The sequence below is a fragment of the Shouchella shacheensis genome (assembly GCF_001484965.1).
GTDB lineage: Bacteria > Bacillota > Bacilli > Bacillales > Bacillaceae_D > Shouchella > Shouchella shacheensis.
In genome coordinates this window covers 1-24742 of sequence record NZ_KQ947398.1, presented here as the reverse complement: position 1 = coordinate 24742, position 24742 = coordinate 1, and the positions used below count along the sequence as shown (strand labels likewise).

General features: G+C 47.9%; 24 protein-coding genes, 2 pseudogenes and 1 other annotated feature. Of the genes and pseudogenes, 3 read left to right on the top strand and 23 right to left on the bottom strand.

Going from position 1 to position 24742, the window contains the following annotated elements; genetic code table 11:
• Positions 1-516: 516 nt before the first annotated feature.
• From AVZ68_RS05385 to AVZ68_RS05365, 5 genes and pseudogenes are all read right to left on the bottom strand, one after another.
• Entirely contained in the window at positions 517-1695 is a 1179-nt protein-coding gene (locus AVZ68_RS05385) for a hypothetical protein (protein WP_059103517.1), read from the bottom strand.
• Positions 1695-2246: pseudogene (locus AVZ68_RS05380) on the bottom strand (AAA family ATPase); the annotation flags it as partial. The pseudogene AVZ68_RS05380 and the gene AVZ68_RS05385, both read right to left, overlap by 1 nt.
• The gene (locus AVZ68_RS05375) at positions 2243-3415 is read right to left on the bottom strand and encodes a TIGR02678 family protein (RefSeq protein WP_059103515.1); all 1173 of its coding nucleotides are present in this window, start codon (positions 3413-3415) and stop codon (positions 2243-2245) included. The gene AVZ68_RS05375 and the pseudogene AVZ68_RS05380, both read right to left, overlap by 4 nt.
• Positions 3408-4895 carry a TIGR02677 family protein gene (locus tag AVZ68_RS05370; protein WP_059103514.1) on the bottom strand — a complete coding sequence of 496 codons (1488 nt, stop codon included), beginning with the start codon at positions 4893-4895 and terminating at the stop codon, positions 3408-3410. Before AVZ68_RS05370 ends, AVZ68_RS05375 begins: the two co-directional genes overlap by 8 nt.
• Before the next feature lie 270 nt (positions 4896-5165).
• On the bottom strand, positions 5166-5924 hold the full coding sequence (locus tag AVZ68_RS05365; protein WP_059103513.1) for an SDR family NAD(P)-dependent oxidoreductase: 759 nt from the start codon (positions 5922-5924) through the stop codon (positions 5166-5168).
• Between the two features lie 203 nt (positions 5925-6127).
• On the opposite strand from AVZ68_RS05365, the gene AVZ68_RS05360 reads away from it, so the two are divergent.
• Positions 6128-6586: a hypothetical protein gene (locus AVZ68_RS05360; RefSeq protein WP_059103512.1), complete on the top strand. Its 459-nt coding sequence runs from the start codon at positions 6128-6130 to the stop codon at positions 6584-6586.
• A 115-nt stretch (positions 6587-6701) separates the two neighbouring features.
• Here the strand turns inward: AVZ68_RS05360 and AVZ68_RS05355 are convergent, their stop codons facing one another.
• The 10 genes and pseudogenes from AVZ68_RS05355 to AVZ68_RS05315 form a co-directional block, all read right to left on the bottom strand.
• Positions 6702-6956, bottom strand: a complete 255-nt coding sequence (locus AVZ68_RS05355; RefSeq protein ID WP_059103511.1) for an SDR family NAD(P)-dependent oxidoreductase — start codon at positions 6954-6956, stop codon at positions 6702-6704.
• Positions 6957-7057: 101 nt separating this feature from the next.
• Positions 7058-7240 carry a hypothetical protein gene (locus AVZ68_RS05350; protein ID WP_059103510.1) on the bottom strand — a complete coding sequence of 61 codons (183 nt, stop codon included), beginning with the start codon at positions 7238-7240 and terminating at the stop codon, positions 7058-7060.
• A 144-nt stretch (positions 7241-7384) separates the two neighbouring features.
• Entirely contained in the window at positions 7385-7813 is a 429-nt protein-coding gene (locus AVZ68_RS05345) for a hypothetical protein (protein ID WP_059103509.1), read from the bottom strand.
• A 139-nt stretch (positions 7814-7952) separates the two neighbouring features.
• Complete coding sequence (locus AVZ68_RS20655) at positions 7953-8093, bottom strand: hypothetical protein (RefSeq protein WP_245628061.1); 141 nt, start codon at positions 8091-8093, stop codon at positions 7953-7955.
• A gap of 26 nt (positions 8094-8119) precedes the next feature.
• Positions 8120-8314, bottom strand: a pseudogene (locus tag AVZ68_RS21015) (GNAT family protein); the annotation flags it as partial.
• 207 nt (positions 8315-8521) lie between these two features.
• The gene (locus AVZ68_RS05335) at positions 8522-8935 is read right to left on the bottom strand and encodes a DUF2663 family protein (protein ID WP_059103507.1); all 414 of its coding nucleotides are present in this window, start codon (positions 8933-8935) and stop codon (positions 8522-8524) included.
• A 59-nt stretch (positions 8936-8994) separates the two neighbouring features.
• On the bottom strand, positions 8995-9198 hold the full coding sequence (locus tag AVZ68_RS05330) for a hypothetical protein (RefSeq protein WP_059103506.1): 204 nt from the start codon (positions 9196-9198) through the stop codon (positions 8995-8997).
• Positions 9191-9775 (bottom strand): CPBP family intramembrane glutamic endopeptidase, encoded by a 585-nt coding sequence (locus AVZ68_RS05325; protein WP_059103505.1) that lies wholly within the window; start codon positions 9773-9775, stop codon positions 9191-9193. The genes AVZ68_RS05330 and AVZ68_RS05325 overlap by 8 nt, the downstream gene beginning before the upstream one ends.
• Positions 9756-11282: a RecQ family ATP-dependent DNA helicase gene (locus tag AVZ68_RS05320; RefSeq protein WP_059103504.1), complete on the bottom strand. Its 1527-nt coding sequence runs from the start codon at positions 11280-11282 to the stop codon at positions 9756-9758. The genes AVZ68_RS05325 and AVZ68_RS05320 overlap by 20 nt, the downstream gene beginning before the upstream one ends.
• Positions 11276-12358 carry a YpbB family protein gene (locus tag AVZ68_RS05315; protein ID WP_059103503.1) on the bottom strand — a complete coding sequence of 361 codons (1083 nt, stop codon included), beginning with the start codon at positions 12356-12358 and terminating at the stop codon, positions 11276-11278. Before AVZ68_RS05315 ends, AVZ68_RS05320 begins: the two co-directional genes overlap by 7 nt.
• A gap of 162 nt (positions 12359-12520) precedes the next feature.
• On the opposite strand from AVZ68_RS05315, the gene AVZ68_RS05310 reads away from it, so the two are divergent.
• Positions 12521-12769, top strand: a complete 249-nt coding sequence (locus AVZ68_RS05310; RefSeq protein ID WP_059103502.1) for a ferredoxin — start codon at positions 12521-12523, stop codon at positions 12767-12769.
• Positions 12770-12964: 195 nt separating this feature from the next.
• Positions 12965-13170 (top strand) — a binding site (T-box leader).
• Between the two features lie 56 nt (positions 13171-13226).
• Positions 13227-14855, top strand: a complete 1629-nt coding sequence (gene serA / locus AVZ68_RS05305; RefSeq protein WP_059103501.1) for a phosphoglycerate dehydrogenase — start codon at positions 13227-13229, stop codon at positions 14853-14855.
• 162 nt (positions 14856-15017) lie between these two features.
• Here serA and AVZ68_RS05300 read toward each other — a convergent pair whose 3' ends face one another.
• From AVZ68_RS05300 to AVZ68_RS05265, 8 genes are all read right to left on the bottom strand, one after another.
• A complete protein-coding gene (locus AVZ68_RS05300; RefSeq protein WP_059103500.1) occupies positions 15018-16031 on the bottom strand; it encodes a TAXI family TRAP transporter solute-binding subunit in 1014 nt (337 codons plus the stop codon).
• A 155-nt stretch (positions 16032-16186) separates the two neighbouring features.
• Positions 16187-18175 carry a TRAP transporter permease gene (locus AVZ68_RS05295; protein WP_059103499.1) on the bottom strand — a complete coding sequence of 663 codons (1989 nt, stop codon included), beginning with the start codon at positions 18173-18175 and terminating at the stop codon, positions 16187-16189.
• A 247-nt stretch (positions 18176-18422) separates the two neighbouring features.
• Positions 18423-19343: a ketopantoate reductase family protein gene (locus AVZ68_RS05290; protein WP_059103498.1), complete on the bottom strand. Its 921-nt coding sequence runs from the start codon at positions 19341-19343 to the stop codon at positions 18423-18425.
• Between the two features lie 134 nt (positions 19344-19477).
• Positions 19478-19894: a PaaI family thioesterase gene (locus AVZ68_RS05285; protein WP_157404587.1), complete on the bottom strand. Its 417-nt coding sequence runs from the start codon at positions 19892-19894 to the stop codon at positions 19478-19480.
• A gap of 121 nt (positions 19895-20015) precedes the next feature.
• Entirely contained in the window at positions 20016-21209 is a 1194-nt protein-coding gene (locus tag AVZ68_RS05280; protein WP_059103496.1) for a thiolase family protein, read from the bottom strand.
• Positions 21209-22381, bottom strand: a complete 1173-nt coding sequence (locus AVZ68_RS05275) for an acyl-CoA dehydrogenase family protein (protein ID WP_059103495.1) — start codon at positions 22379-22381, stop codon at positions 21209-21211. Before AVZ68_RS05275 ends, AVZ68_RS05280 begins: the two co-directional genes overlap by 1 nt.
• Positions 22382-22455: 74 nt before the next feature.
• Positions 22456-23301: a 3-hydroxyacyl-CoA dehydrogenase family protein gene (locus tag AVZ68_RS05270; protein WP_059103494.1), complete on the bottom strand. Its 846-nt coding sequence runs from the start codon at positions 23299-23301 to the stop codon at positions 22456-22458.
• Positions 23302-23314: 13 nt separating this feature from the next.
• On the bottom strand, positions 23315-24742 hold a 1428-nt coding region (locus AVZ68_RS05265; protein WP_059103493.1), incomplete at its 5' end, for a TRAP transporter permease.

The window sequence follows — 24742 nt, the reverse complement described above, 5'->3', positions numbered from 1 at the left end:
TTTCAACGAGCGCCTTCTCATACATTCGGCTTGCATGCAGCGCCTCTTGATACGCCTCACTTTCTTGGCGCAACGAAATTCCCTCCGTCGCACGAAACAGCTTTTTCTTCAACTCTTGGAATTCTCGGTCAAGCGCTTGCACCTGCTCGGCCAACCGGTTCAGCCATTCATTCGCCGCCTCGTAGCTATTTTTTGCTTTTACGGTCTCGTCATAGGCGCTTCTTACATCCTTCACCTGTGGGAAGCTGGCCCATGTTCGTTTTGCCTTTTCCAACTTCTGTTGAAGATTCTGCTCCTCACTTTGATACTCCCGGACCCGCTCTTTGCACTCCGCAATCTTTGCGTCCAAGTCTTCAATGAGCCGCTCTCGGTGCCGCTTTCGGGCTTCCTTCCCGATATAGCGGACAGCCTCTACCGGCACCGCATGCCCGTGAAGAATTCCAAGCTGATACGATCCGTCTTCCGCCACATAAACGTTTTCATTGCCACTCATGTCGACGCTTTCTAACAGTGTTTTCACGTGTTGACGCGGAATCTTCGTCTGATATCATCGACCTCTAAAAATGCTGACAACGGCGCTTTCGCCTTGCTGCCAGCGTTCAACACACGGTCGTGTTGAACGGAAAGGCCCGCTTCGGTCATGAGTGCATCCAGCACACCCATTTCCATAAGCGCGCTTTCCAAACGCTTTTGCACACCGTCCGGCACATCCGCCTTAAATTCCACAAGCTCATAAAATGGCGCTGCAAGAACGTTGAGTCCTTCTCTCGACTCGACCGTCGCTGAGTGGCGCGGTGGCTCCGGATCCCGCTGTGCCTCCACACGCGCGAGCTCCTCTTCATAGCCCTGTTGTTCTTCCAGAACGCCCCGACGCTTCGACTGCACCGTTGCCCGCTCACTCATCAATTGTTCTTGGTACGCCGTTACAAACGGCTCGAAATCTTCTTTCAAGTCGTCATAATCATACTGCTGGAACAGGCTGTCCACCTTGCGAGCTGCGGCCGAGAGAACATCGGATGGCATCTTAAACGCCGACGCCTCCTCAAACCACTCATGAATGCGGCTCACGAGCTGCTGCTTCTCCTCTTCAACTAGTGCTTTCCACTTCTCCAGTTCTGCTTCCAAGAGGTCCCGTGATTGCGAAGCCTCCGCCAATTCATGGTTTTTCTCCTCCATTCGAGCCATGAGCTGGTCCTTCTCCTTCAAGCGCTCAAGCGCCCGCTCCAGCTTTGCGGTATGAGCCGCAACCTCTTCCTTCCAACGCTCAAACGGAAACTCTCCGTCCTTGTTCGCCTCATAGTCACTCACATTTAAACTATGATCACGAAACGCCGCCGCGTCCGCATCACGATCAAGATCTTCAACCTCATCTGCAAGCTTTGCCTTCGTTCGCTCGACCTTCGTCTGAGTCTCCCCAATCGCACGCTTTAACTGCCACTCCTTCGACAGTTTCGCATCCAAGCGCTCCTGCCTCGCATCAACCTCACGGTCCAACTCGTTCTTCGACTGCAGGCTTTCTTGTAAAGAGGACTCCAGTTGAAAAATTTCATGTGTCTCGAGGCGTCTGATCTTGTCTTCTATGCTTGCTTCGTCAATTTCTAGCTTACGCCGCCTTTGTTCCTTTTCCCCGATGGAATGGTTCAGCTCTTCGATGCGGGTGGCCAATTGCTGCTGGTTTTCTTCTTCCTCTTTCACCTGAGCCTTCGCGGGTTCACGAGTTTCATATATTCATGGTTAGAAGCAACCACTTCCCCACCGTCACCGACGACATTCGCCCATTCCGTTTGTGACAATGGAAACTTCTCTTTGGCTCCGTTATGATTGGCGTATTTATAAAGGGTAAGATCTCGCCCAATTCGACGGTTATCTGTGATGACAAAGCCCCACGATTTGAGGGGCTGGTTTCGTTTTGCCTGCATGCCTATCCCGGTCGTCACAAATTGATTCGTGTTTTTCTTCTTATACTCCAAATACAAATACCCGGTCCGCTCGTCACGGTTGCTCACTTCCTTCTCACCAAGCAAGTAGTCGGCCATGCGACGGGAGCGGGAGCCAAACGGATCGAGGCGCTCGGGGGACTTCTTACCGTCAAGCAGCACGGGAAGCAGACTTTGCATCGTCACTGACTTCCCCGAACCATTCGTCCCGCGAAGCAGCAACTTGCCATCCGAAAAGTCAAATTCTTCATCATCGTAGTACCAAAAGTTGAACAACCCCGCACGATGCAGCACCCATTGAGTACTCATGTTTTCTCCTCCTCTACTTTTTCGAGATAATCTTTTGGATAAACGCTCGTCAGGCGCGCGGCCCCGGATCGAATCGTCACGACGCGGAGGGTCTCATCCCAGTCGGCCATTTCCCACGTTTGCCATTGTTTTACCACTTGTCGTGTGACTTCAGGGATGCGTTCTTCTCGAAACTTCTTCGCCCAGCCGTGATCGGTGCGTTCCTTGGCGTCTCGGACGGTTTGTTCCAGGCTAGCAATCGGCAGCCGAACTTCTCCGAATTCATTGATCGCAAGCTCGTCTTGTTTTTCGCGCAGTTCGGTCATGACGTGCAAACAGACATCGACGAGTCCTTTGTTGTCGGGAAAAAGCGTGTAGCGGCGTTTCGCCTCCGGTATCGTCAGCATAGCCACATTTTTGAACACTTCGAGTCTGAACGGTGTATGCTTTTCGAAATCGTCCCGCAGACGGTTGCGGAAGTTCCGGATGTATGCGAAGTCCGCGTCATTCTCACTTTGGCGGTGTACGAACGGCGAAAGCATAAGCTTCCGGTACACACGCTTTCGCCGCCCGCCATCGGGCTGGCGTCTCCACTCGTCTTCGAGCATCTCTTCGATCGAGTGAAAGCGAAACAGCTCGTCAGGATAGGAACGCATGAAATACCTGGCGTATTGCGTCACTTCATAAAGCACTTCTTCTTCCTCATTGTGCTGGAAGAGCTCGATGTTGCCATCAATGGTTTTCATAAGTTTGCGCTCGTTCACTTCTTTGAGTGCGCGGACGAGGGAGCGGCGGTGATTGTAGTTCGTCCAGTCCAGCGGGAACTCACCAGGATAGAGTGTCTCAATGCTCTCTGCCAAGTCAGAGAGCAAGAATTGTTCATCAAGCGCCTTTTGTTCGGTATAGGCGAGCGCACAGCAGAAGATCGCGTAATCCATCGGCTCTGTAAACGACTGAATCCCCATCCAGCTCTTAGGTTCCACTGGGATTTTCTCGAGTTTGGCGAAGTGCTGGTGCACGATGACATCGTAGCCGAACTTGTCTTGTACGTAACGCTTGAGCTTATTTTCATGTTCACGAATGAACCGGTACGCTTCCGGCTCCTCGTCTCGTAAGACCCAAAACTGTTCAAACAAACGCCCGAGTGCCTCAACAAGCGGCTCGTCAAAGACTTCTTCTGTCTCACTCACTCTTTTTGCCTCCTTTGTCGAGAAAATGAAAGCGGGCAGCCGGCATCTCTAATGTACCGTCCTTGGCTTTTAGATGGATCGAGCGAGCTTGGTCGAGCTCAACATACACCCGATCCCCGAACTCTGTTTTAATTTCTTGATCTTTCTTCGCCATCGCCTTGCCAATCCATAATAAAAACGTTTTCCGTACAAATGGTTCCACCTCAGGAACCTTTTCTAGATCAATGCTTTCGCCGTCTAGATACTGATGAATCAGTGCTGTTTCATGGGCGAGCTTTTGCAAATAGTCTTCAATCGTCTTTTCTTTTTCTGCTTCCTTGTCTTCTGAGGCACTCGTTCTCGTCTTCTCTCGATAACTGCGAGTAATCGGCATCCGCTCATGCACCATGGCTTCCTCTTCCCAGACGTCCACGTAAATGTCGTCCGTAGGCAAATGGTCACTGTAAAGATGTTTTGTGTGCTTTAGCCCAAATACAACCGAAGATAACTTATGCGCATCTTGAAGCTTATCAAACGACAGAAACCATTTCGCTAGATGCACATAATCGTCTTTACGGCTATGCTGAATCTGACTGCGCTCCCCAAGCCGCTGAATGATCCGTGTCATTTTACGAATCGCTTCGTTTGTTTGGAGAAGGACATTTTCGTACTGACTCTCCCCGCTGCCGTTGCCGAGAAACCAAGCCTTTACATTCAGCCACGTCGCTTCGAGTTCTTCGACCATTTCCTCGCGCGTGAACGTTTTCTCAAAGCGAAACACTTGCTCCTCATGCTCAGTCACTTTTGTAAAGAACGCGCGCATTTTCTTGCGATCGAGGGAGATCATCACATCTTGAATGCCTGCCGCCGTTCGCTGCAAATGGAGAATGAATTCACGCAAGTACATCGTAAACTGATCTTTATAATGAAAGAACGCATCGGATTTCATCTGCTCGGTGGCATCTTCGCTTCGCAGATAAGCGAAGTAATCCGACGTATTTTGGGTAATTTTTTTGAAGTAGGTTAAGAGATCATCCCATAGCTGTGCACTTTCTTCCGCCCTTTTTTCCTCGCCGCTGATCTTTTCCAAAATCTCATAAAATCGCTCAAACTGCGTCTTCTCAAGCGAACCAGAAAACTGCTCACTATTCGTTTCAAATTGCACGAGCATCCGCTCAAATTCCACCGTGTAGGGTGTGACCTGATAGCGGAACCGCTTCTTCTTGAACTCCTCGATGGTTTGTACCTTGCCGCTTTCTTGATGCGCAATTAAGTTCCGCCACTTCACGAGCGAGGAAAGGTCTGTCTGCAACTCCTCCAGGTCATACTCACGGAATTCCTCATATTGGTGTAGATGCTCCAGTACCTCTTCCGGCATTAAAAATTCGCGCAGTCGCTCATGTTCTTGGTAGAAAAAACGCAAAATCGCCCGGTATTTCGGCGTCTTATCCGTCGATAAATACGTCGCTTCCAGCACCTTCTTAAACGTTTGTTCACTCATCGCCATCACCTCTAATACGACAATTATCACACAAACAAAAGAGAAGACATAGAGGGTTCTTTTGCCTTCTCCTAAATTCTTGAATTTGTGGTTCAGTAGAGGTATAAACTGGCTGAATAGAATGTAGCCTGGTTTGTGGAGTTTTTTCACCTAAAAAAATTAATGATCCCTACTTTCATCAAATTTAGCACAGGATACCCGCACTCCAAGGAATGTGAAGAGCAATAGCCCAATGAGTAAGTGGGGGTAGTTGATCGCGACCGTCCTCCCTTAAAGGACAGACCCGCCGTCAATGATGAGTTCTTCCCCTGTGACAAACCGAGATTCCTCCGAGGCAAGATACAACGCCCCGTAGGCAATGTCGATGGCTTCTCCGTAATAAGGCGGGAGTGGGACGACATCCTTGTTTCTTTCGGCAATGGTCGCTTGTCTCTCGCCCATGATTGGCGTTTTAATTGGTCCCGGGAAAATGGCGTTTACTCGAATGTTGTCTCCCGCAAAATGATTCGCCGCGTGGTTCGTCAATGACCGCACCGCTCCTTTTGACGCACTGTAAGCTGTACCATTGCCGCTCGCTGCACCGCTTCCAGTTAACGCCGCGAGTGAAGCAATGTTAATAATTGAACCACCACCCGCTTTTTTCATTTCAGGAATAACTTCTCTCATGCCTAAAAAGACACTGGTCGTATTGGTATCCAGCATGTGGCGCCAATCTTCCAGCGATGTTTCCAGAAGCTTATTCGGCACATGGATTCCTGCATTATTAACAAGAATGTCTACTCGACCATACGCATCCACTGTTTTCTGAACCGCAGTCTTCCACTCCTCCTCCGAGGTAACATCTAAATGAATGGCGATAACGTCGTCCCCGTTTTCGTTCATTTTCGCGACTTCTTCTCTCAAGAGCTCATCCTGAACGTCTACGGCAACAACGTTTGCTCCTTCTTCAGCGAAGAGCTTCGCACTTCCTAAACCGATCCCGCTGGCAGCGCCGGTTATGATGGCGACTTTGTTTTGTAAGCGTGGCATGGGTAAGATCTCCTTTAGCTATTTTCTCTTGAACCTCATTCACATTCTACAAGAAAGTTCCCTTTTTTACACTTTTGTTGCCCAATCACCACGCGTTGGAAGAGCTAACGTGCGAGGTAAAAGAGATGAAATGATGTGAGCAGCGCAGCAGAGATGTTGCGTTTTTTTTGGTATAATCATAAGAAAATGACAGGAGAATGAAAATGCAGCAAAAACTGCTGAAGCCATGGAATGATACGTTGGCACGCTGGCTGTTGCTTCTCGGTATTGTCGACCATCGCAAAAACAAAGTGTATGAAGATATATACAAGGAATTGGAGGAGATCGCCATGAAGGATGAGACCCTTCGGAATGCTTTTCAAGATTGGGAGGCGTTAAGTGCGTCCCAAAAAGAATGGCTTGCCTATGAAGGACGGCTCAAACGGGTGTTGGATGAGGAATCTGCTCGAATTGATGCGGAAATTCGCGAGAAAGAAGGACGTAAAGAAGAAATTGTTGAGTCCACGATCCTATTCTTAAAAGTAAAATTTCCTGAACATTTCATGGGTGCGATCGCAGAGAAAATGAAGTCCATCGAAAATCTTGAATCGCTGAAAAAGCTGCAAAAAGAGTTAGCTCAAGCTGAAACATGGGCGGAAGTGGAGAAATTAATGGGAATGTAATGATGTCATGAGGTGATTGCCAGAGTATAAGGTAGATGCTTGATAAGCAAATGGCTCAATCTCGATTCCATACAAAACCCTTGGGCTCACCCACGCTCCCCCCATATCCCCTTCCTTACGAGCGCGAACAGAGAGTTCTCCGCTTTTCATCAGACCTGGCAAGATCACAGCGTTTAACAAAGATTTTCCGTTTGTCGGTCACGCTCTCTAACGCTTCTCTTAATGCCCCCAGCTTTGATTCGTTTCTGCCGGTGATCGTAACAGAGGCACCCATGGAAGCGACCACCTTTGCGATCACATCCCCGATGCCCCCGCTTGCCCCTGTAATCAAAATATGTTGATCTTTCAATGCTTCGTTTGAAAAAATCATGACGTCCCCTCCGTTTTAGTTCTCTTGGAGTCTGTACCCGACGAAGAGCTCTTTCAATCAAGAAAAATAGCCCCCAGCATTTGCGGAGAGCTCGCGATTTTCTATAATAGACTTTTAAAATGGCTCACAAAGTCTTTCCTGCTTAAATCCCACATCCAGACACCTATTAGACCAGCGATTCCCACCGCACTCCAAACAAGTGCCGTTAAAAGGAACGAAGAAGCCATTACGCCCGCTACCGCAATGATAACAATCAGGGAAGCAAAGAGTATTTTCAATGCCAAAGCTGCCACTCTCCTTTTCGATGCTTTTGCAAAATTTATACCCTTGCTTCTTAGGATAAAACATAATCTCTCACATTTGCACGACCTAATTACAAAATGATTCAATAGTCTCGTGTGCGAGGTATCTATTGCGGGATATTAGTGCTACGCCCCGAGCACATAGCCCCCTTCTTCGTTCGCGCGGATGCCGGGAATGATACTTGCAACTAGCTTGGCCGTCTCAATCTCGTCATCGACATCCCAGAAATGGTGGACGAATTTTTCAACGACCGTTATAAGCATCTGCGGCTCAGAAAGCTGCTCCATATGCCCGCACAGAATGATGGCTACATTGAACTGGACGCCGTACTGCTCGGGGTTGTCATACGTCAACGTTAGCTTCGATTCGTTTGTCAGAAACGTCACCAGCTTGCGCCTTCGCTTGTTTGGAAAATCCGGATGTTCAGCAACGAGTGCCATCGCCGTTAACACGACTTCCATGTACGTAGAATCCGGCTCAACATCGGCGTGCAGATGAAAATACTCATCATACGGTGCCTTCAAATGTACATGATAAAACCCTTCAACCTTCATCGTATCCTCTCCAACTACTAGGCTGACATTATTTTAACAAACCTCGTTTCTGCTGCCTAGCTCAAGGGAGCGATAGCTATTGATCGATCACCAAAAAGGTTCCCAAGCGTAAACCGGAGACGTGGTCATGCGCTTCGGTTTAAGGAACAGCTCTTTCAATCAGCTTCTTTTCCATTGAAGCGACTTGCAAGATCGCACCGTCTGGCTTATGGACATCGTATTCTTCGTAAACGAGGAAGCCAAGGGTTTCATAAAGGGTGCTGTTTTCAGGGATAGCCATGCGTACTTTGCACGAAATCGTCTACAGCCCAAGCGTCCCGCATGATCCTCAAAAGCTTTCACTAACTGCTTCGCTTTGCCTTGCCCTTGCTTTTTAGGAAGAACAAAAGGTTTGAAAAAATAGAGCTCCTTCTCTTTCACTACGAACCGTGCCATTGCGAGGGATTCCTCCTTTTCGAAGCCAATGAGCGCTTCTTCCTTTCCCTCTAGGCGGTTCGCAATGCTCTCGACGTCTCCTCTAACGCAGTAGATGGCGACATCTCCTCTCCGTACATGAAGAATGCTTCAATCATGATGCGGTGACCTGTTCGGATTCCCTTCGATGGATCCCTACCTTAGATCCGTCTATGCCAGCAGCGAAGCGGCAAATGACTCAACCAATTAAGCTGCTCCCGATATCAACAGGAAACCCCCCCCTCAAGGACGGTTTCACTTATGGTACAAGTTAATATCATGTCTTTCTTTCATCGCGGCAAAGACGCTCGCTCTTTCCGCCCAATCGTCATCATCGTACCAAAGCTCCTCTGAACGCTCGATGACTTCCGCCCGCAAGTCATCGTACTCATTCTCTTTTTTCTTTGCCTTTTTGCTCAAGGTTGTAAGCCGAGCGAGCGCACCTGCCAGCACAAGAAGAACGGCAATGCGAAGTGGGGTCGCTGTCAGCTCTGCCAAAGGTAGTGAGCGCATGGTGATGGTGCGACTAATAAGAACGAGTAACAGGACAGCACTTGCGAGCACACTCAGCCCTGCATACATCCGGCCTCGCTCCATTTTATCTAGCTTGGCTTTTCGCAACACCAGTTCTTCGAGCAACACACTCGCAACAGGACGTGGAGGTTTCATACTTCTTGTACTCCTCTCCGTAAGCTTGTTCGTACTAGCTTACGAGCGAGCGGCCTTTTTTAGAACAGAAACTGCGAGCTTATAAGAACACCAACGACAATAAGAAAGAATGCCACAAACAAGATGCGAGGAAACGGAATCGTGAGGAGCTTATGCGACGCTTTTTTCTTTCGTTTTTTCTGGTGGTGGGCCGATCTGGACGGCAGCGAACTCTCTTCGATTCCTTCATCAAGTTCAAGCGTTCTACTCTTTTGTTCACTCATGAAATCGACCTCGTTTCTTAAGAATTAACCCAAACAGAAAGTTAATAAAGAAGTGCGCAGTGATGACCGCTCCCAAGTTTGACGTTGCTTCAAAAAATAACCCGAGGGCGATGCTAAGCGATAGCACATAAACCAATAGGATTGGTTTTTTCACGTAACGAAAGTGAACAAGCGCAAATAATAGACTGGCTAGCGGCAGACCCAAGGCCGTTTGCAATACGGCCCGAAACAACCACTCCTCGGTCACAGAGACGAAGAAGCAAAAGAAACACATATGCCAGACACTCATATTCTGGCATACCCGCTCATTGACGCCGCCGTCATCAACGTGACGCCTTGGCACCCATCGATACAATAGCAGGTTCACAAAAACAACCACAAGCGCAAAAAGAAAACCGAGGACAAGCGCCTGGGAAGGTTGATGAGAAAAGGAGGCTAACAGCTCCTTCGGCCCAGAGAAAAACACAAAACTGAGCCCGAGGCCAAGGGCGAGCAAAAACAACTGCGATAGATAGACGCTAACGTAGACATCTTTGTCGCTCATTTCGTTCAACTGTTCACGAGTAGGGGCCGCCATCACGTTGTTCCTCCCTCTCACCGAAGAGAAGCGCGAGCTCCTCCTGCCAGGAAAATCGGTCTGGCCGGTGGTTCTTTTCCTTTGCTTGAAACAAAGTGAGATCACCTCCACACTTGTCACAGCACGGATGTTGGCTAAGGGGCTCCTCGTTGAAATAGCGGAGCATTCCTTCGCGACGACAGGCCGTTCGCTCCGTCCACGAAAGAAAGGCCCGCAGCCGTTCTTCCCGCTCGGCGTAGCGGTTCGTAAGCTTCTGCGCCAGTGCTTCTGTTAATGCGTAGCGATCAAGCGGTTGAACGACCCCTTCATTTATTGCCCCCAGTTGCTCTAGGAGAAAACGAATCGATTTCCACATGCCGTTCCCTGCTCCGAACGCCTCAAACCGCTGTTCAAACCAATCATCCGCGAGCGCCTCCCCCTCTTGCAAAGGGGCAAGCAGCCAGTCCAAATCACTGGCCTGCAGCCTCCCTCGCTCAAGCATGGCTTTTGCTTGGCCTACATCCTCAGGAGTGCTGAGCAAAAGAGCAAGGCTCGGCCCGCCGTCCCGGCCGGCTCGGCCAATCTCTTGAATGTAAGAGGCCATATCGAGCGAGTAATGGTAATGAATGACGAAACGAATGTCCGGCTTGTTCAACCCCATGCCAAAGGCGCTCGTACAACAAATAAGATCCAATTGATCCGCCATAAACTGTTGTTGAATCAACAAACGATCGGCATTCTCCATGCCCCCGTGATAGTGACTCACCCGCAGATGTGGATGCGTTTCTTTAAGCCGAGAGGCGAGTTCTTCGCTCTGTCGTCTGCTTTGCACATACACAAGCCCCGGGTGCTGCAATGTCCCGACAAGCAAACTCAAGCGCTCAAGCTTGGCCATAGTACGTTCATGCTGCTCTACTTGCAAGTAGATATTGGAGCGATTGACGCTATGGATCACATCCAATCTGTGGCGCAAATCAAGCTGCTCACAAATATCCTCTCTCACACGCGGTGTCGCGGTAGCAGTTATCGCAAGGCAAGGGGGATCGCCAAGCTGTTTTTTGACCTGCTTTAAGCGCAGGTAATCCGCCCGAAAATCATGGCCCCAATGGGAGATACAGTGCGCTTCATCGACAACAAAGTGAGCGACGGTTACATGCTCAAGCCGCTCAAGAAGCCACTTGGACTGCAGCATTTCCGGGGAGGTGTATAATAAATCAAGCTGTGGCAAGAGCGAACTCGTCCGTTTTCGTTCCTCCCTCGTCTGAAAGCTATTGAAGGACGCCACGCGTTTCATTCCACTGCTTCTTAGCTGCTGCACTTGGTCCTCCATCAACGATAGAAGCGGAGAGACGACAATGGTCAGCCCTTCTGTCACGAGTGCTGGCAGCTGATAGCAAAGCGATTTGCCTGTCCCTGTCGGCAACATCGCTAGCACATTTTGTCTGGAGAGAAGGGCTTCAATGATTTCCTCTTGCCCAGGTTTAAACGAATCATAGCCGAAGTGTGTACGTAGTGCCTGTTCTAGCATAAGGAACGATCCTTTCGCGTCAAGGCCAGTCGTATCATAAAATAGCTCACTTGAGAATCTAGTGCTTCTCTAATGGTCTTTAGTTTCAATGTATTTAACTCCTTGCTTCGAGCGAGAATCTCCTGTTCCATCTCCAAAGACAGATAGTCCCGAATGGGAAAGTCAAGGTTAAACAAGGCGAGCTCCACCAAGTGATCTTCAATCGTCGCTGTTTTAAGCTGACGGAGGCGCGCCAGCTCATCCACGGCCTTAGCTCTAGTGAGAAGCTGCGCCGTTTTCCTTGCCGACGCCGTCGCTGTAGCGTGCTCGTCCCCATCCGGCTTCTCTAGGAAAGAAGCAAGAACCCTAAAGCGCTTCGGGTTGGCGTCCAGCTGGCGGAAAATGCGATGAAGCGTGGCGAGCTGCATCAGCTCGGCCTCAATTTTTACAAGCCCCAGCCTTTCTGCCAGCTGATCAATCGTCAGACCGACTCTTCCTGGCCTTGATAGTTGCCCGACAAATACCAGCGCTTGCTGCTCGGACACCTCCAAAAGCAGTGCTCGACATTCCTCGTAAAGTTGCGTGCGCAGCTGTTTTCTAGCGTTTGTATTTTTGGGTGTATAACGTTTGACCCACTGCTGAATCTCGTACTCTTGCACAACAGGGACAAACGACTTTTTGACCGCTAGGTGGCTAAGGGTCTGGACGACAAGTGTCAACCTTTGCCAAAATGGGCGCGAACGTTTGCCAAACACCCAGTTGTCGATGTCTGCGATATAAGAATGTTGTTTTAAAAAACGCTGTACATGGCGAATACCTGCTTCCGTTGGGTAGACAAGCTCAGCCTCCCTCTTAAGGTACCCAAGGTTCTCGAGTTCACCCACCAGTGCAGGGACTTCCTCCCTTTTTAAAGAGCGCAGCAATCCAAAAAGTGGAAGTGCTGAAAAGAAAGCCCCGTCTTGAATCGTTTGCGCCGACCGTTTCCCCTGAAGCAAATGATAGGCGCCGTAAACCGAGCGTTCCCCCTTAAATTTGACACAGGCAAGAAGCAATAGATCCGTCTTCAACTCCGCCACGCCGCCTCTCCATTTGTTCATCCTTTTTCTTCTCTCTATTGTATCAAAAAAGCGTAGATGACGTCGGATTTTGAGGAAATAAGCAGGCGTCGTTTTTCGAAGACAGTGATTGAGGCAACACAGGTTCCTTGATTGAATTTACCCCCCACCTGTTTTACAATGAATGAGAATCGAGGTGAGATCATGGCTAAATATACCATCGTGGACACCGACACCTGCATCGCGTGCGGAGCGTGTGGACTCACTGCCCCAGATGTTTATGATTATGATGAGGAGGGCATTGCCTTTGCTTTCCTTGATCACAACTCCGGCACACGAGTGGTGCCAGAGGAACTTGAGGATGATATGATCGATGCGAAGGACGGCTGCCCAACCGATTCCATTAAGTACGCAGATGAACCATTCAACGGCGATCCACTAAAATACGAATGAGACTAATGACGAATATTCTCAGTGCCAAAGAAACCATTGTATGGGTTTCATTTGAACAACGCCTCCCTTTATTCCACTCGCGAAGGACAAAAAACACTGATTCTTCTTCGTTTTTAGCCGTTTTCTAGGTTTTTCTATAAAACGATTGACATCGTAAAACACGTATGATAAATTATCTAACAATTAAACATTTTGATAGAAACGTTGAGGAAGAATGACAAGACAGCGTCAAGCGCAGAGAACTGGTGGATGGTGCAAACCAGGTTGACGCCTCTTAGATAGCCCTTCTGAGTTCATATGCTGAAATTGTAGGCATATGCGGCCCCCGCCGTTACCGGGCAAATGAAGATGCACAGCTGTGCATGAATGAGGGTGGCACCGCGGATGACTCCGCCCCTCACAGCGAAAACCGCTGTGAGGGGCGGTTTTTTTTATCACATAAAAGGAGTGGAGTTCGATGGCCAATCAAACAGTGATGGAGACAAAAACAAGCGAGGAACAAAGAGAGAAAACGTTCCATATCCTCGTTTCCGATGCGATGAGCAAGGAGGGCCTGCTTCCTCTGCTTGAGGATGAGGGGGTCGAATGCGTTCAAGCAACGATCGATGAGGTCGAGGACTTGACGCGTTTTGATGCCCTCCTTGTCCGCAGTGCGACAACCGTGAGCGAAGAAGTACTGAAGCGGATGCCTTCGCTTAAAATTGTCGCTAGAGCCGGCGTAGGCGTTGATAACATCGATATTGATGCGGCGACCAAGCATGGTGTCGTCGTTATTAACGCACCAGACGGAAACACAATCTCAACCGCAGAGCACACGTTTGCGATGATTTGCGCTCTCCTTCGCAAGATTCCACAAGCGAATGCGTCCATTAAAGAAGGCAGATGGGACCGCAAGTTTTACCAAGGAACGGAGCTAAGAGGAAAAACGCTCGGAATCGTTGGATTTGGACGGATTGGCACACAGCTCGCACAAAGAGCGAAGGCCTTCGAAATGGGTGTGCTCGTCTTTGATCCGTTCCTCACCAAAGAGCGTGCAGAAAAAATCGGCGTCCACCAAGGCGAGCTGGAAGAAGTGCTTGCGACAAGCGATATTATCACGGTGCATACACCGCTTACGAAAGAAACCAAAGGCTTGCTTGGTATGGATAATATTGCCAAAACAAAGCCAGGTGTCTTTCTCGTCAACTGTGCACGCGGAGGCATTATTGATGAAGAAGCGCTGAAGCATTACTTAGACAGCGGTCACGTCGCCGGAGCGGCTCTAGACGTGTTTGAAGAGGAACCGGCCACAGATAAAGCCTTAACCTTACACCCCCATGTCGTAGCCACACCGCATATTGCGGCCTCTACAAAAGAGGCACAGCTTAATGTCGCTGCCCAGGTCTCTGAGGAAGTGCTTCGCTTTTTACAAGGGGAACCCGCGGTGAATTCGATCAACTTGCCGACGCTCTCCAAAGAAATCTACGAAAAGGTGAAGCCGTATTATGACCTTTCAAGGACAATGGGCAAGGTGCTTTCTCAGGTCATGCGCGTGCCAGTTCAAGATATTGAAGTGTTCTATAGCGGCGAGGCGACGGATCAAGATACAGCCATAACGACGCGAAGCCTGATGGCCGGTTTCCTAACACCGCGCGTGGATGCCGCTGTGAACGATGTGAATGCCAGCCTGATCGCGAGAGAACGTGGCATTGCCTTTGGAGAAAAGCAAGTGGGCAACTCCTACGGCTACTCTAATTTGATTCATGCCATCGTGCGAGGCGAGGACAAAACGTTTGAAATGAAAGGCACCTATATCAAGGAATACGGCCCACGGATCGTCAGCATGAACGGGTTCTCTGTTGATATCGTCGCCAAAGGCCATATTTTATACATTCAGCACTCAGACCGACCAGGCGTCATCGGCAAAATGGGGCAACTCCTTGCCAAGCACGAAGTCAATATTGCCACGATGCAAGTGGGACGTAAGGAAGAAGGCGGAAAAGCGATTATGATGGTCGGTGTGGATAAACATGTCGAGGACGCGGTGATTGATGAACTACTGACGGTGGAGGACATTCATTCCGCAGATGTGATCGATTTGGAATAGATGGTTATTACAGGTGGATGAATCTGCACATACATCAGGCAGTTCAGTAGCCTTTAAGTAAAAGACGGAGCTTGGGAACCCTAAGCTCCGTCTTTTTTAGTGCTGCCTGCCCGACCAGTAAGCAGACGACGCTAGGTTGCGATAGGGAGAATTTAGGCAGCCCTACCCCTCCTCCTCTACCACCCCAATCTCCTCATAGTAGCGCTTTGCCCCCGGGTGGATGTTTTCTTCAGGGTCGACTAATTCATTGTACCCAATTTCGGGATCAAAATAGTTTCCGCGGTTCGGCTGTTCTTCTTGAAATCGCTCTACATTTTCCCAAAAAGATTTCGTCAGTTGATAGACGGTTTCTTCATTCATATCTGCATTCACAACGAGCATAGCCATGGTGGTGACGGTCAGTACATCTTCCTCTTGGTTGGCGTACGAGCCACTTGGGATGGCCAAATCAACGGTGTATCCAAAACCGGCCTCCTCTAACTTTTCCAATGCCTCTTCTGGTATAGAAAGCGGTCGAATCGGATTGGTTGCGTCTAATTCACTGAGCCCAGTAACGTAAGGAGATCCTCCTTGAACAACCATATCGATGAGGCCATCTCTCATTTGATTGTTGGCATCTCCGTACCCGTTATAGGTTACGCTGCCACCGTTCGCTTCAATATCTTCCAGAGTATACCCCATCGCTTCGAATACCCTCTCTGCTGTTTGAGCACTTGCATCGCTTGCTTCCCCAGGGATAATGTCAGCTCCATTTTCTAACGCGTCTTCGATTGACTCATACGGACTAGAGTCTAACACGGCGAAATTCCACAACGTTGGGTACAGAACAGCAATTCCCATGACGTTTTCCTGAGGGTCATCTTCAAAAGAGCCCCTTCCTGCTACAGCATCCGCGAAATCGGAAGCAAACGCCATGCCCGTTAACATTTCTCCGTTGTTCACGTCTCGTATGTTGCCGATAGCCCCACCTTCGACTACGGTGATATTGGCTCCTTCAATATCATCCATCCAAATATCTGTCATTAACGTTGAAAGTGGATACCAGCCAGAAGCCGTTGGGCCCGAGATGTGAGAGTGCATTAAGTCATCATTCGCATCCCCTCCTGCCCCTTCACCCCCACACCCTGCCAAGGCCAAAAGTCCGGCTGTCCCTACTGTTAGTCCCCATTTTTTCATCTTATCCCTCTTTCCCTATCATATTGAGTTTCTCGTCCGTTCAAATAGAGCATCCTACCAAATTGGCTGTTGCTACCTTAATCTCTTTTCCACAATCCCTATTTACACCTCTCATCCTCATGCGCATACCCCCATGCGGCCGCCTCTCACTACGCTTAAGATTTTCCGCTTGCCTCTCCCCTCTCTTCTAAATGCGCGATTGATTGAGACCTGCGCTTATACCACTGCATCAAGCAAACGCTGATAAATATGGCGACCCCTAGCGCATCTGTGAGGGGGTCAAAGGTAACAAGCAAAATGGCAGACAATAAAAACAAGATTCGCTGCCAAATGCTCGCTGCTGTGACCGCGTGGCCTTGGAGAAAGCAGGCAAAGGATACAAGGCCAATAGTTGATGTGGTCACCCCTAAAATAACCGCAGGTACACTGCCTTCAAGTAAGATCGTGGGGTTATAAATAAACATATAAGGGAGCAAAAAGCCTGCAATTCCTATCCGTAAAGAGTAAAAGGAAGTCTGCATCGGCCCTCCTCCTGCTATTCCGGCTGTAATATACGAAGTGATCGCCACGGGAGGTGTGATTCCAGAAAAAATCCCAAAATAAAACACAAATAAATGGGCGGATATAACAGATACTCCCAATTCTATTAAGCCTCCCACCGCGACAGTCGCCAAGATGACGTACGCGGATACGGTAGGCATCCCCATCCCCAGAATAATAGAAGCGACCATGATTAACAGCAGCATCGGCAATAACTCACCGCCAGATAAATCTATAGCCAAGCGGGAGAATCTCGTCCCAAGACCTGTCATAATAACAGCTCCGGTAATAATCCCTGCACCTGCACATGCCATGACGGTAGCGATCGAATTTTGAATGCCTTTTTCAATGGCTCCCAGCATTTTCAAAACGGACAGCCTTGTTTCTTTTCGCAGCAAGCTAATGGCAAGTAGCGAAATAATCGCCCACATTCCAGCGCGCATTGGGCTGTACCCCTGTATCATCAAAGCCACAATAAGAATAAGGGGCAGCATCAAATAGCCTCTTTTTAAGACCACTTCACCAAAACGAGGAAGCTTATGCCTTGGCATTCCTTCTAACCCTTGCTTTCGCGCTTGTAAATAGATCATCACACTTGCAGTAAAGAAATATAATACAGCAGGGATCAGGGCATAACCTGCTATCTGAATAAAGGGGATGCCGGTATACTCAGCCATAATAAAAGCCGCTGCGCCCATGATCGGAGGCATAATCTGCCCTCCCTGTGACGCCACCGCTTCGACTCCGCCGGAAAAATTTTTTGAATATCCGACCGTACGCATGAGCGGAATCGTAAAGGGTCCTGTCATGGTAGCATTTGCCACACCGTTTCCTGTTACCGTTCCCATCATGCCACTGGAAAGAACCGACGCTAAAGCAGGACCTCCGCGAATCCTCCCTGTTAATGAAAAGGCAAAATCAATAAAAAACTGACCAGCCCCCGTCCGCAGCAATATGGAAGCAAACAGCAAAAACAAAATTAACACTGTCGAAGCGATATAAATAGGGTCCGAAAATATCCCGTTTGTTGAAATGAACATGGTGTCAATGAGCCGGTCATAGCTGTAGCCCGGATGGCCAGCCAAACCCGGAAACCACGGTCCAATAAACACATAGACAATGAAGAACAAGGTTAGAACTGCCATAGCTATACCAATGGTACGCCGCACCCCTTCAACAATTAAGCCCATCATCACCGTTCCTATCACTTTATCGATGGTGATCACACTTCCGCTTCGAAAAGTGATATCTGGATAGGAGAAATAGGTGAAAAGAACCAGGGCACCAGACAGCACCAAAGGTAATCCATCAAAAAGAGGATGCAGCTTCGACCGCCCCTTCTTATAGGGAACAAAGCTAAAACATAAGAAGAGGGCGATCGAAGTAAATACAGCCCGATGCTGCCAAGCCGGCATTCCCCCGAACGCCGCTGTATACAAAATATAAAGGGCAAGGCCAATACAAACCACCGATAAAAGCAAACGCCAAGAACGATAGGCAGTTGACCAGCCATTATTTCGATCAAGCGCTTCTTCCAAATTACTTCTCTCTTCCTGTTTCACCTCTAAATGGATCTCTTTTTCTTTTTCTTCTTCCGCCTTCATCTAGCTCCTCCCTTCCTTTGCTGTTTTGCTTTAGAAGCAATGCCCGCATGTTTCGTTCAACCCTGTACGTAATAGCTAAGCAAGATCTATGCCAAAATAAAATAAGCGCTTATGAAAACGCTTTCCAAACTCTCAGTTTTAAAACATACATTATTGAATCTCTTTTCTGAATCCAGCAGCTCTTCTATTGATTCGTTTTTGAATGTATGATTTAGTTTTGAATTAACCATCCACCAGCTCTTCTGCCTTATCCATCATACGCTCCACTTTTTTCTATATTTTTCAATAAAGAATAGAGAGTATGAAGCACAGGGCTTTCGACTCCTAAGGATTTTGCTTTTTTTACAAAATAACCACATAAAGCTTCGATTTCCATTGGCTTTCCTTTTTCTCTATCCTGTAGCATCGACGTTTTATGATGCCTTACCAGCGAAGCATCTTCAAACACACGATCTATAGCTTTGCTGCGAATGCCGATGTCTAACTGACTGGCTATTTGCACCATTTCATACAACACCATCTGCGCCGTCTCAAACAAATCGGAATCATCTAGTATGTCACCAACTGCCGCTCCAGTTACAGCGGAAAGCGGATTAAACGTTACATTCCAAAGCGATTTCTCCCATTTTCTCTCCATCATTCGATCACTATGTTTTGTATGGATATCGCTGTGCTGAAAGGTTTGAACAATATGTTTCACCTCCTTCTCGTTCGTTTTCCCTCCTCCCCCTATAAAAAACAGATGAGTTCCCTCCTGTTTTATCACACCGGGAGCTGCCACTTTCGCGGAAACGTGGGCAGCACCTGAGAGTACTCTTTCTTGTCCAAATAGATTCGAAAGTATCTCTTCATTATTCACTCCATTTTGAAAGGTGAGGATAGAAGCATTTTCTTTTACAAGAGGCCGTACCTTCTGAGCGGTATCGTAAGTGTCATTAGATTTCACCGTAAATAAAATAAGATCTGCCTCCCTCAAGCATTCAAATGAATGAGAAAAGTGGGCAAGTATGTGGCTTTCTCCCGCTGTCGTCACGAGTCTTAAACCTACTTTTTGCATTTGAGCAAGGTGAGGCCCTCTTGCAATAAAAGACAGATTGTGATCGTTTTTCGCTAGCATTCCCCCAAGAAACCCTCCAACTGCGCCTGCTCCAACTACTGCAATATTCATCTTAGACCTCCCTCTATCTACGAAAGATGCAGTCGTTCATTACCCTTAACTGCATCCTTTTCTATTTCTCCTTTATTACAAAGAAGCAGTCTTCCTCACTTTTCTCTACAATCAATTGAATGAATAGCCCATTTCTACTCCCTCGGCCTCACCCGTTTGAAACTTCCTACCGCATGCGCAGCTAATTGGTCTTTGTCATCCATCACCTCTGCCTGTACGGTAAATAAGCTTCTGCTTCTATTAATAACCCTTCCTTTTGCATAGATGGTTCCCTCCGATACAGGACGGAGATAGTTGACGTTCATATTTATGGTGGCCAAAGGGGTATTTTCAACGGAACGAGCGGTGATGCCCATGGCCGTATCCATCATCGCGGCATAAACACCCCCATGCAGTGTGCCGATAACATTCTTCAATTCTTCTCTTACCTCTACCTTTAGGCACACCGCTCCTTCTTCAAAGCTCTCTATTTCAAATCCCATGAAATTCCAGAATGGACTCTCTGAAAATATGGCTTCTACTACGTTTTTCTTTTCCGTGCGATGAGTCACCTTGGCTCCCTCTTTTCTTCTCACAGGCAGGATTAGCAATATCGGAACTCTTCATCTTTCTGGGCAAGCGGCGAGCAATACAAGGTTAACAAGGGGAAGCTAAAATAAATAAAGCTCCCTATTACACTTGCACGTTCTCCACAATGGTAGAGATCCCCTGGCCGCCGCCAATGCACAAGGTAACCAGTCCGTATTTTTCTCCACGCCGTTCCATCTCGTGTAGCATCTTTGTCATAAGAATAGCTCCTGTTGCTCCAATCGGGTGTCCCAGGGCAATGGCGCCTCCATTCACATTAAGCTTGCTTACATCCATATTCAATTCCTTTACAACAGCAAGGGTCTGCGCGGCAAATGCTTCATTCAACTCGATAAGGCCAATATCCTCTAGACGTAAATCGGCCTGCTTTAACGCTTTTTGAGTGGAATACACCGGCCCGATTCCCATAATCTCCGGAGACACACCAGAGGAGGCCTGCGCGATGATGCGCGCTTTTGGGGTCAAGCCTTGTTCCGCAGCTTTTTTTGCATCCATCAATAAGAGAGCAGACGCCGCGTCATTTCTCCCACTTGAACTCGCTACTGTGACCGTCCCACCTTCTTTAAATACTGGCGGGAGCTTTGCTAGCGTTTCAAGCGGTGTAAGCCTCGGGTGTTCATCTGTACTAAAGGTCATTGTTTCTTTTCTTTTCTTTAGTTCATACGGGACGATTTCTTTTTCAAAAGATCCCTTCTCTATCGCATTCTTTGCTTTTTCCTGACTACGAAAAGAAAACTCATCTTGTTCCTCTCTTGAAATCGAATACTTTTCTGCCAGATTTTCTGCCGTCAGCCCCATCGTCAAGTTGCCATACACTTCGATAGGCTGAGAATTGGGCTGACTCTCCGTATTCGGATCAAGAATGTACCCATTCCCAGCTCGAAACCCGAATCGTGCATCGCGAATGTAGTAGGGAGCTGTACTCATGCTCTCCGCCCCGCCCGCAATCATGGTATTCGCTAAACCTAAACGGATTTGCATATCTGCACTGTTGATGGCCTGGAGACCAGACCCGCATTGCCGGTGAACGGTATAACCAGGCACCTCGACTGGAAGGCCGGCCCGCAGGAGGGCAAGGCGGGCGAGATTGGACGAGTCGGCACTTTGTTTTGCCTGCCCGATCACGACTTCGTCTACTTCCTTTTTATCGATACCTACTCTTTCTACAACTTCTTTGATAACCCTTGCCCCAAGAAAATCTACGACTTCCTCCTGTAAGGTGCCGCCCATTTTTCCAATTGCTGTCCGTACAGAATCAATAATGACGGGATTATTCATCATTTCACCCCTGCTTTACCGGCTTTTTTAGCTTCTTTTTCCAATTGTGATGCGATAATGTTACGCTGAATTTCAGAAGTCCCCTCATAAATTTTTGTAATTCTGGCATCACGGTAGTAACGCTCAATCGGGTATTCTTTCATATAGCCAAGCCCGCCGTGAATCTGCACGGCTACGTCTGCTACGCGGTTGTATACTTCAGAACCATATAGTTTGGCAATAGCGGCCTCCTTAATGATCTGCTTGTTTTGATCTGTCATCCATGCCACACGGAACGTCAGAGCGCGGAGAGCTTCAATTTCCATCGCCATGTCGGCAAGCTTATGTTGAATCACTTGTTGTTCAAAAATCGGTTTGCCAAATTGCTCTCTCTCAAAAACATAGTCCATGCAGTGTTCTAGCAATCTTTCGCACGAACCAAGATTACGGGCAGCAAGGCCGGCCCTACCATTCGCTAAGATTTTCAAGGCATTAATATATCCCTGGCCCTCTTCTCCTAACACGTTCTCTTTAGGCACTTCCATATCCTCAAAGAATAATTCCACAGAGTGAGAACCGCGAAGGCCCATCTTTTCTTCAATAGCCCCCACTCTAAACCCTGGAAAACCCTTCTCCACGATGAAAGACGTAATGCCTTTTGCCCCTTTTTCCGGGTCAGTCACGGCCATGACCGTGAACACATGTCCATCCAGGCCATTTGTAATATAGTGTTTGGAGCCGTTAATGATGTAATTATCGCCTTTCTTTACAGCGGTTGTTTTTACATTCGCAGCGTTTGATCCCGCACTCGGCTCTGTCAAAGCAAAGGCTCCAATCCATTCGCCTGTCGCCATTTTCGGCAGATATTTCTGTTTCTGTTCTTCTGTTCCAAGCTCCACAATACCCACGCTCCCAATCCCTGTATGAGCGCCTACAAGTGTCGTATATCCGTTATGAGTTTTGCCAAGCTCTTCATAAATAGCGCACTTTCCAACCATATCGAGCCCGAGACCGCCGTATTCCTCAGGGATACTGAGACCAAACAGCCCCATCTCTTTTGTCATTTCTTGAATTCTTTCTGGGATTTCATTTGTCTCCTCGATTTCCATCGCTGCATTTTCTACTTCCTCTTTGACAAACTTTCGCACGCCTTCTCTTAGTAGTTCGATGTCTTCGCTAAAGTTAAAATCCATTCTTTTCACTCTCCGATTCTGTAGTATTGATCGCTAAATTCTTCCGTACGCAATTAATGATTGAGCAACGATCTTTATTCATATTGATAGAAACCAGACCCCGTTTTCTTTCCCAATCTTCCTGCTTTTACATACTTGCTCAAAAGAGGACAAGGCCGGTACTTCTCCCCTAATGTCTGATGAAGATACTCCATGTTTCTAAGTCTAGAATCCAGTCCAACGAGATCCGCAAGTTCAAGCGGGCCCATTGGATGGTTCAACCCTAGCTTCATGGCTTTGTCAATATCTTCCGCAGAGGCCACTCCCTCCATCAACAGATTCATTGCTTCGTTTCCAATCAAGCAGTTCATTCTGCTCGTTACAAACCCTGGAAACTCATTGACTTCCACCGTCTCTTTTTTCATTTTGGCGCCAGCCACTTGTACCTTCTTAACTGTCTCCTGAGAAGTATCGAGTCCTTTAATTAATTCAATCAGCTTCATTTTGTGAACAGGGTTGAAGAAATGCATGGCAATGACTTTATCAGGCCGTGACGTTTGAGCACCGATTTCTGTTGGACTCATCGTTGACGTGTTTGTGGCCAAAATCGTATGTTCTGGACATAAGGCATCCAAGTCCTTAAATAGTTTTATTTTTAGATCCATTTTTTCAAGTACAGCTTCAATCACCAAATCTGCGTCCTTTACGCTCTCCTGTAAATCTGTTGAAAATGTGAGGTTACCCAGAGACCGCTCGACATCTCCCGTTTGAATAAACCCTCTCTCTGCGCTCTTTTTCAATTCTTTTTCTATATAAGACTTTGCCTTCTCCAGGGCATCAGCCTGAATATCATTCACGTGAACCCTATAATCGTTCAGGGCGGAAACATATGCGATGCCTCTCCCCATCACACCTGAGCCTATTACCGCGATCGTTTTCATTTCCATCACACTCCTATTGAGCTGTAACATTTTGTTCGACACTTTTTCCTTTTGCGTTGTTAGGGAACGTGAACTTTTGCAGCAGTAAAGCAATAACTAACATCGCCACACCTAGCACATCCAGCCATACGCCCGGTTGAATCAAGAGGATCGATCCAGCAAACAGCAAAACACGTTCATACCAAAGGGCGTGTCGGAACACCCAGCCTTCAGCCGCCGCAGCGACACCCAGAATCCCCACAAGAGCAGTTGCAACACTGGTCACAATATCACCAGGCTGTCCTATTAATAGGAGGGAGGGTCCGTACACAAACATATAAGGCACGATGAACGCCGCAATGCCGAGCCTCAAAGCTGTTAATCCCGTTTTCATCGGCTCTGAACCAGCAATACCAGCGGCTGCAAAGGCTGCCAGAGCGACTGGAGGGGTAATGGCTGAGATGATCGCAAAATAGAAAATAAACAAATGAGCTGCTAGGGGAGCGACGCCTAGTTCTATTAAAGCCGGAATGGTTAAAGGGACTTGAACAATATAAGCTGCAACTGTTGGAAGGCCCATCCCTAAAACAATAGAAGTAACCATCGTTAAAAATAGAGTTAGCAGGAGACTTCCTCCAGCAAATTGAATAATCATGCTGCTGAACGTTAATCCAATTCCACTTAAACTAATAATCCCGATAATAACCCCGGCTGCCGCACAGGCTACTGCTGTTTCCAAGGAAGCTCTTGCCCCTAAATCCAGCGCCTTAATCAGTTGTTTCGGGGACAATCGTGTAGACGCTTTCACCATAGCCACAACGATAACGGCAACAATGGCGAAAAGGCCAGCTCTCATCGGGGAAAATCCAGAAACAAGCATGAAAATAATGATGAAGAGCGGGATAAAGAATAAGAATCCATTCTTTAATACCGTCCAAAGTACAGGCAATTCACTTTTTGGCAGCCCATGCAGATGATTGCGCTTTGCACGGAGATCTACCTGAACGTATAAACATAAATAATACAGGACAGCTGGTATAATGGCTGCCACCACAACATCTATGTAGGGCATCCCTAAGTACGAAGCGATAATAAACGCCGCGGCACCCATAATTGGCGGGACAATTTGTCCGCCTGTAGAGGCAACGGCTTCTACAGCCCCAGAAAAGTGGTTTTTATAACCCGTTCTTTTCATAAGTGGAATGGTAAACGCCCCTGTTGTGACGGTATTGGCAACAGCGCTTCCTGAAATCGTCCCTAAAATAGAGCTCCCTACAATGGCTGTTTTTGCCGGCCCCCCGCGGTATTTTCCCATAGCGGCCACCGCTAGATTGATAAAAAACTGGCCGGCACCTGACACTTCAAGAAACTTTCCAAAGAGAATAAACAGAAAGATAAAGGTTGCTGAAACACCAGCGCTGAAGAGTGAATGTTTTTCGAGATAATCCACCCCGAAATTCGC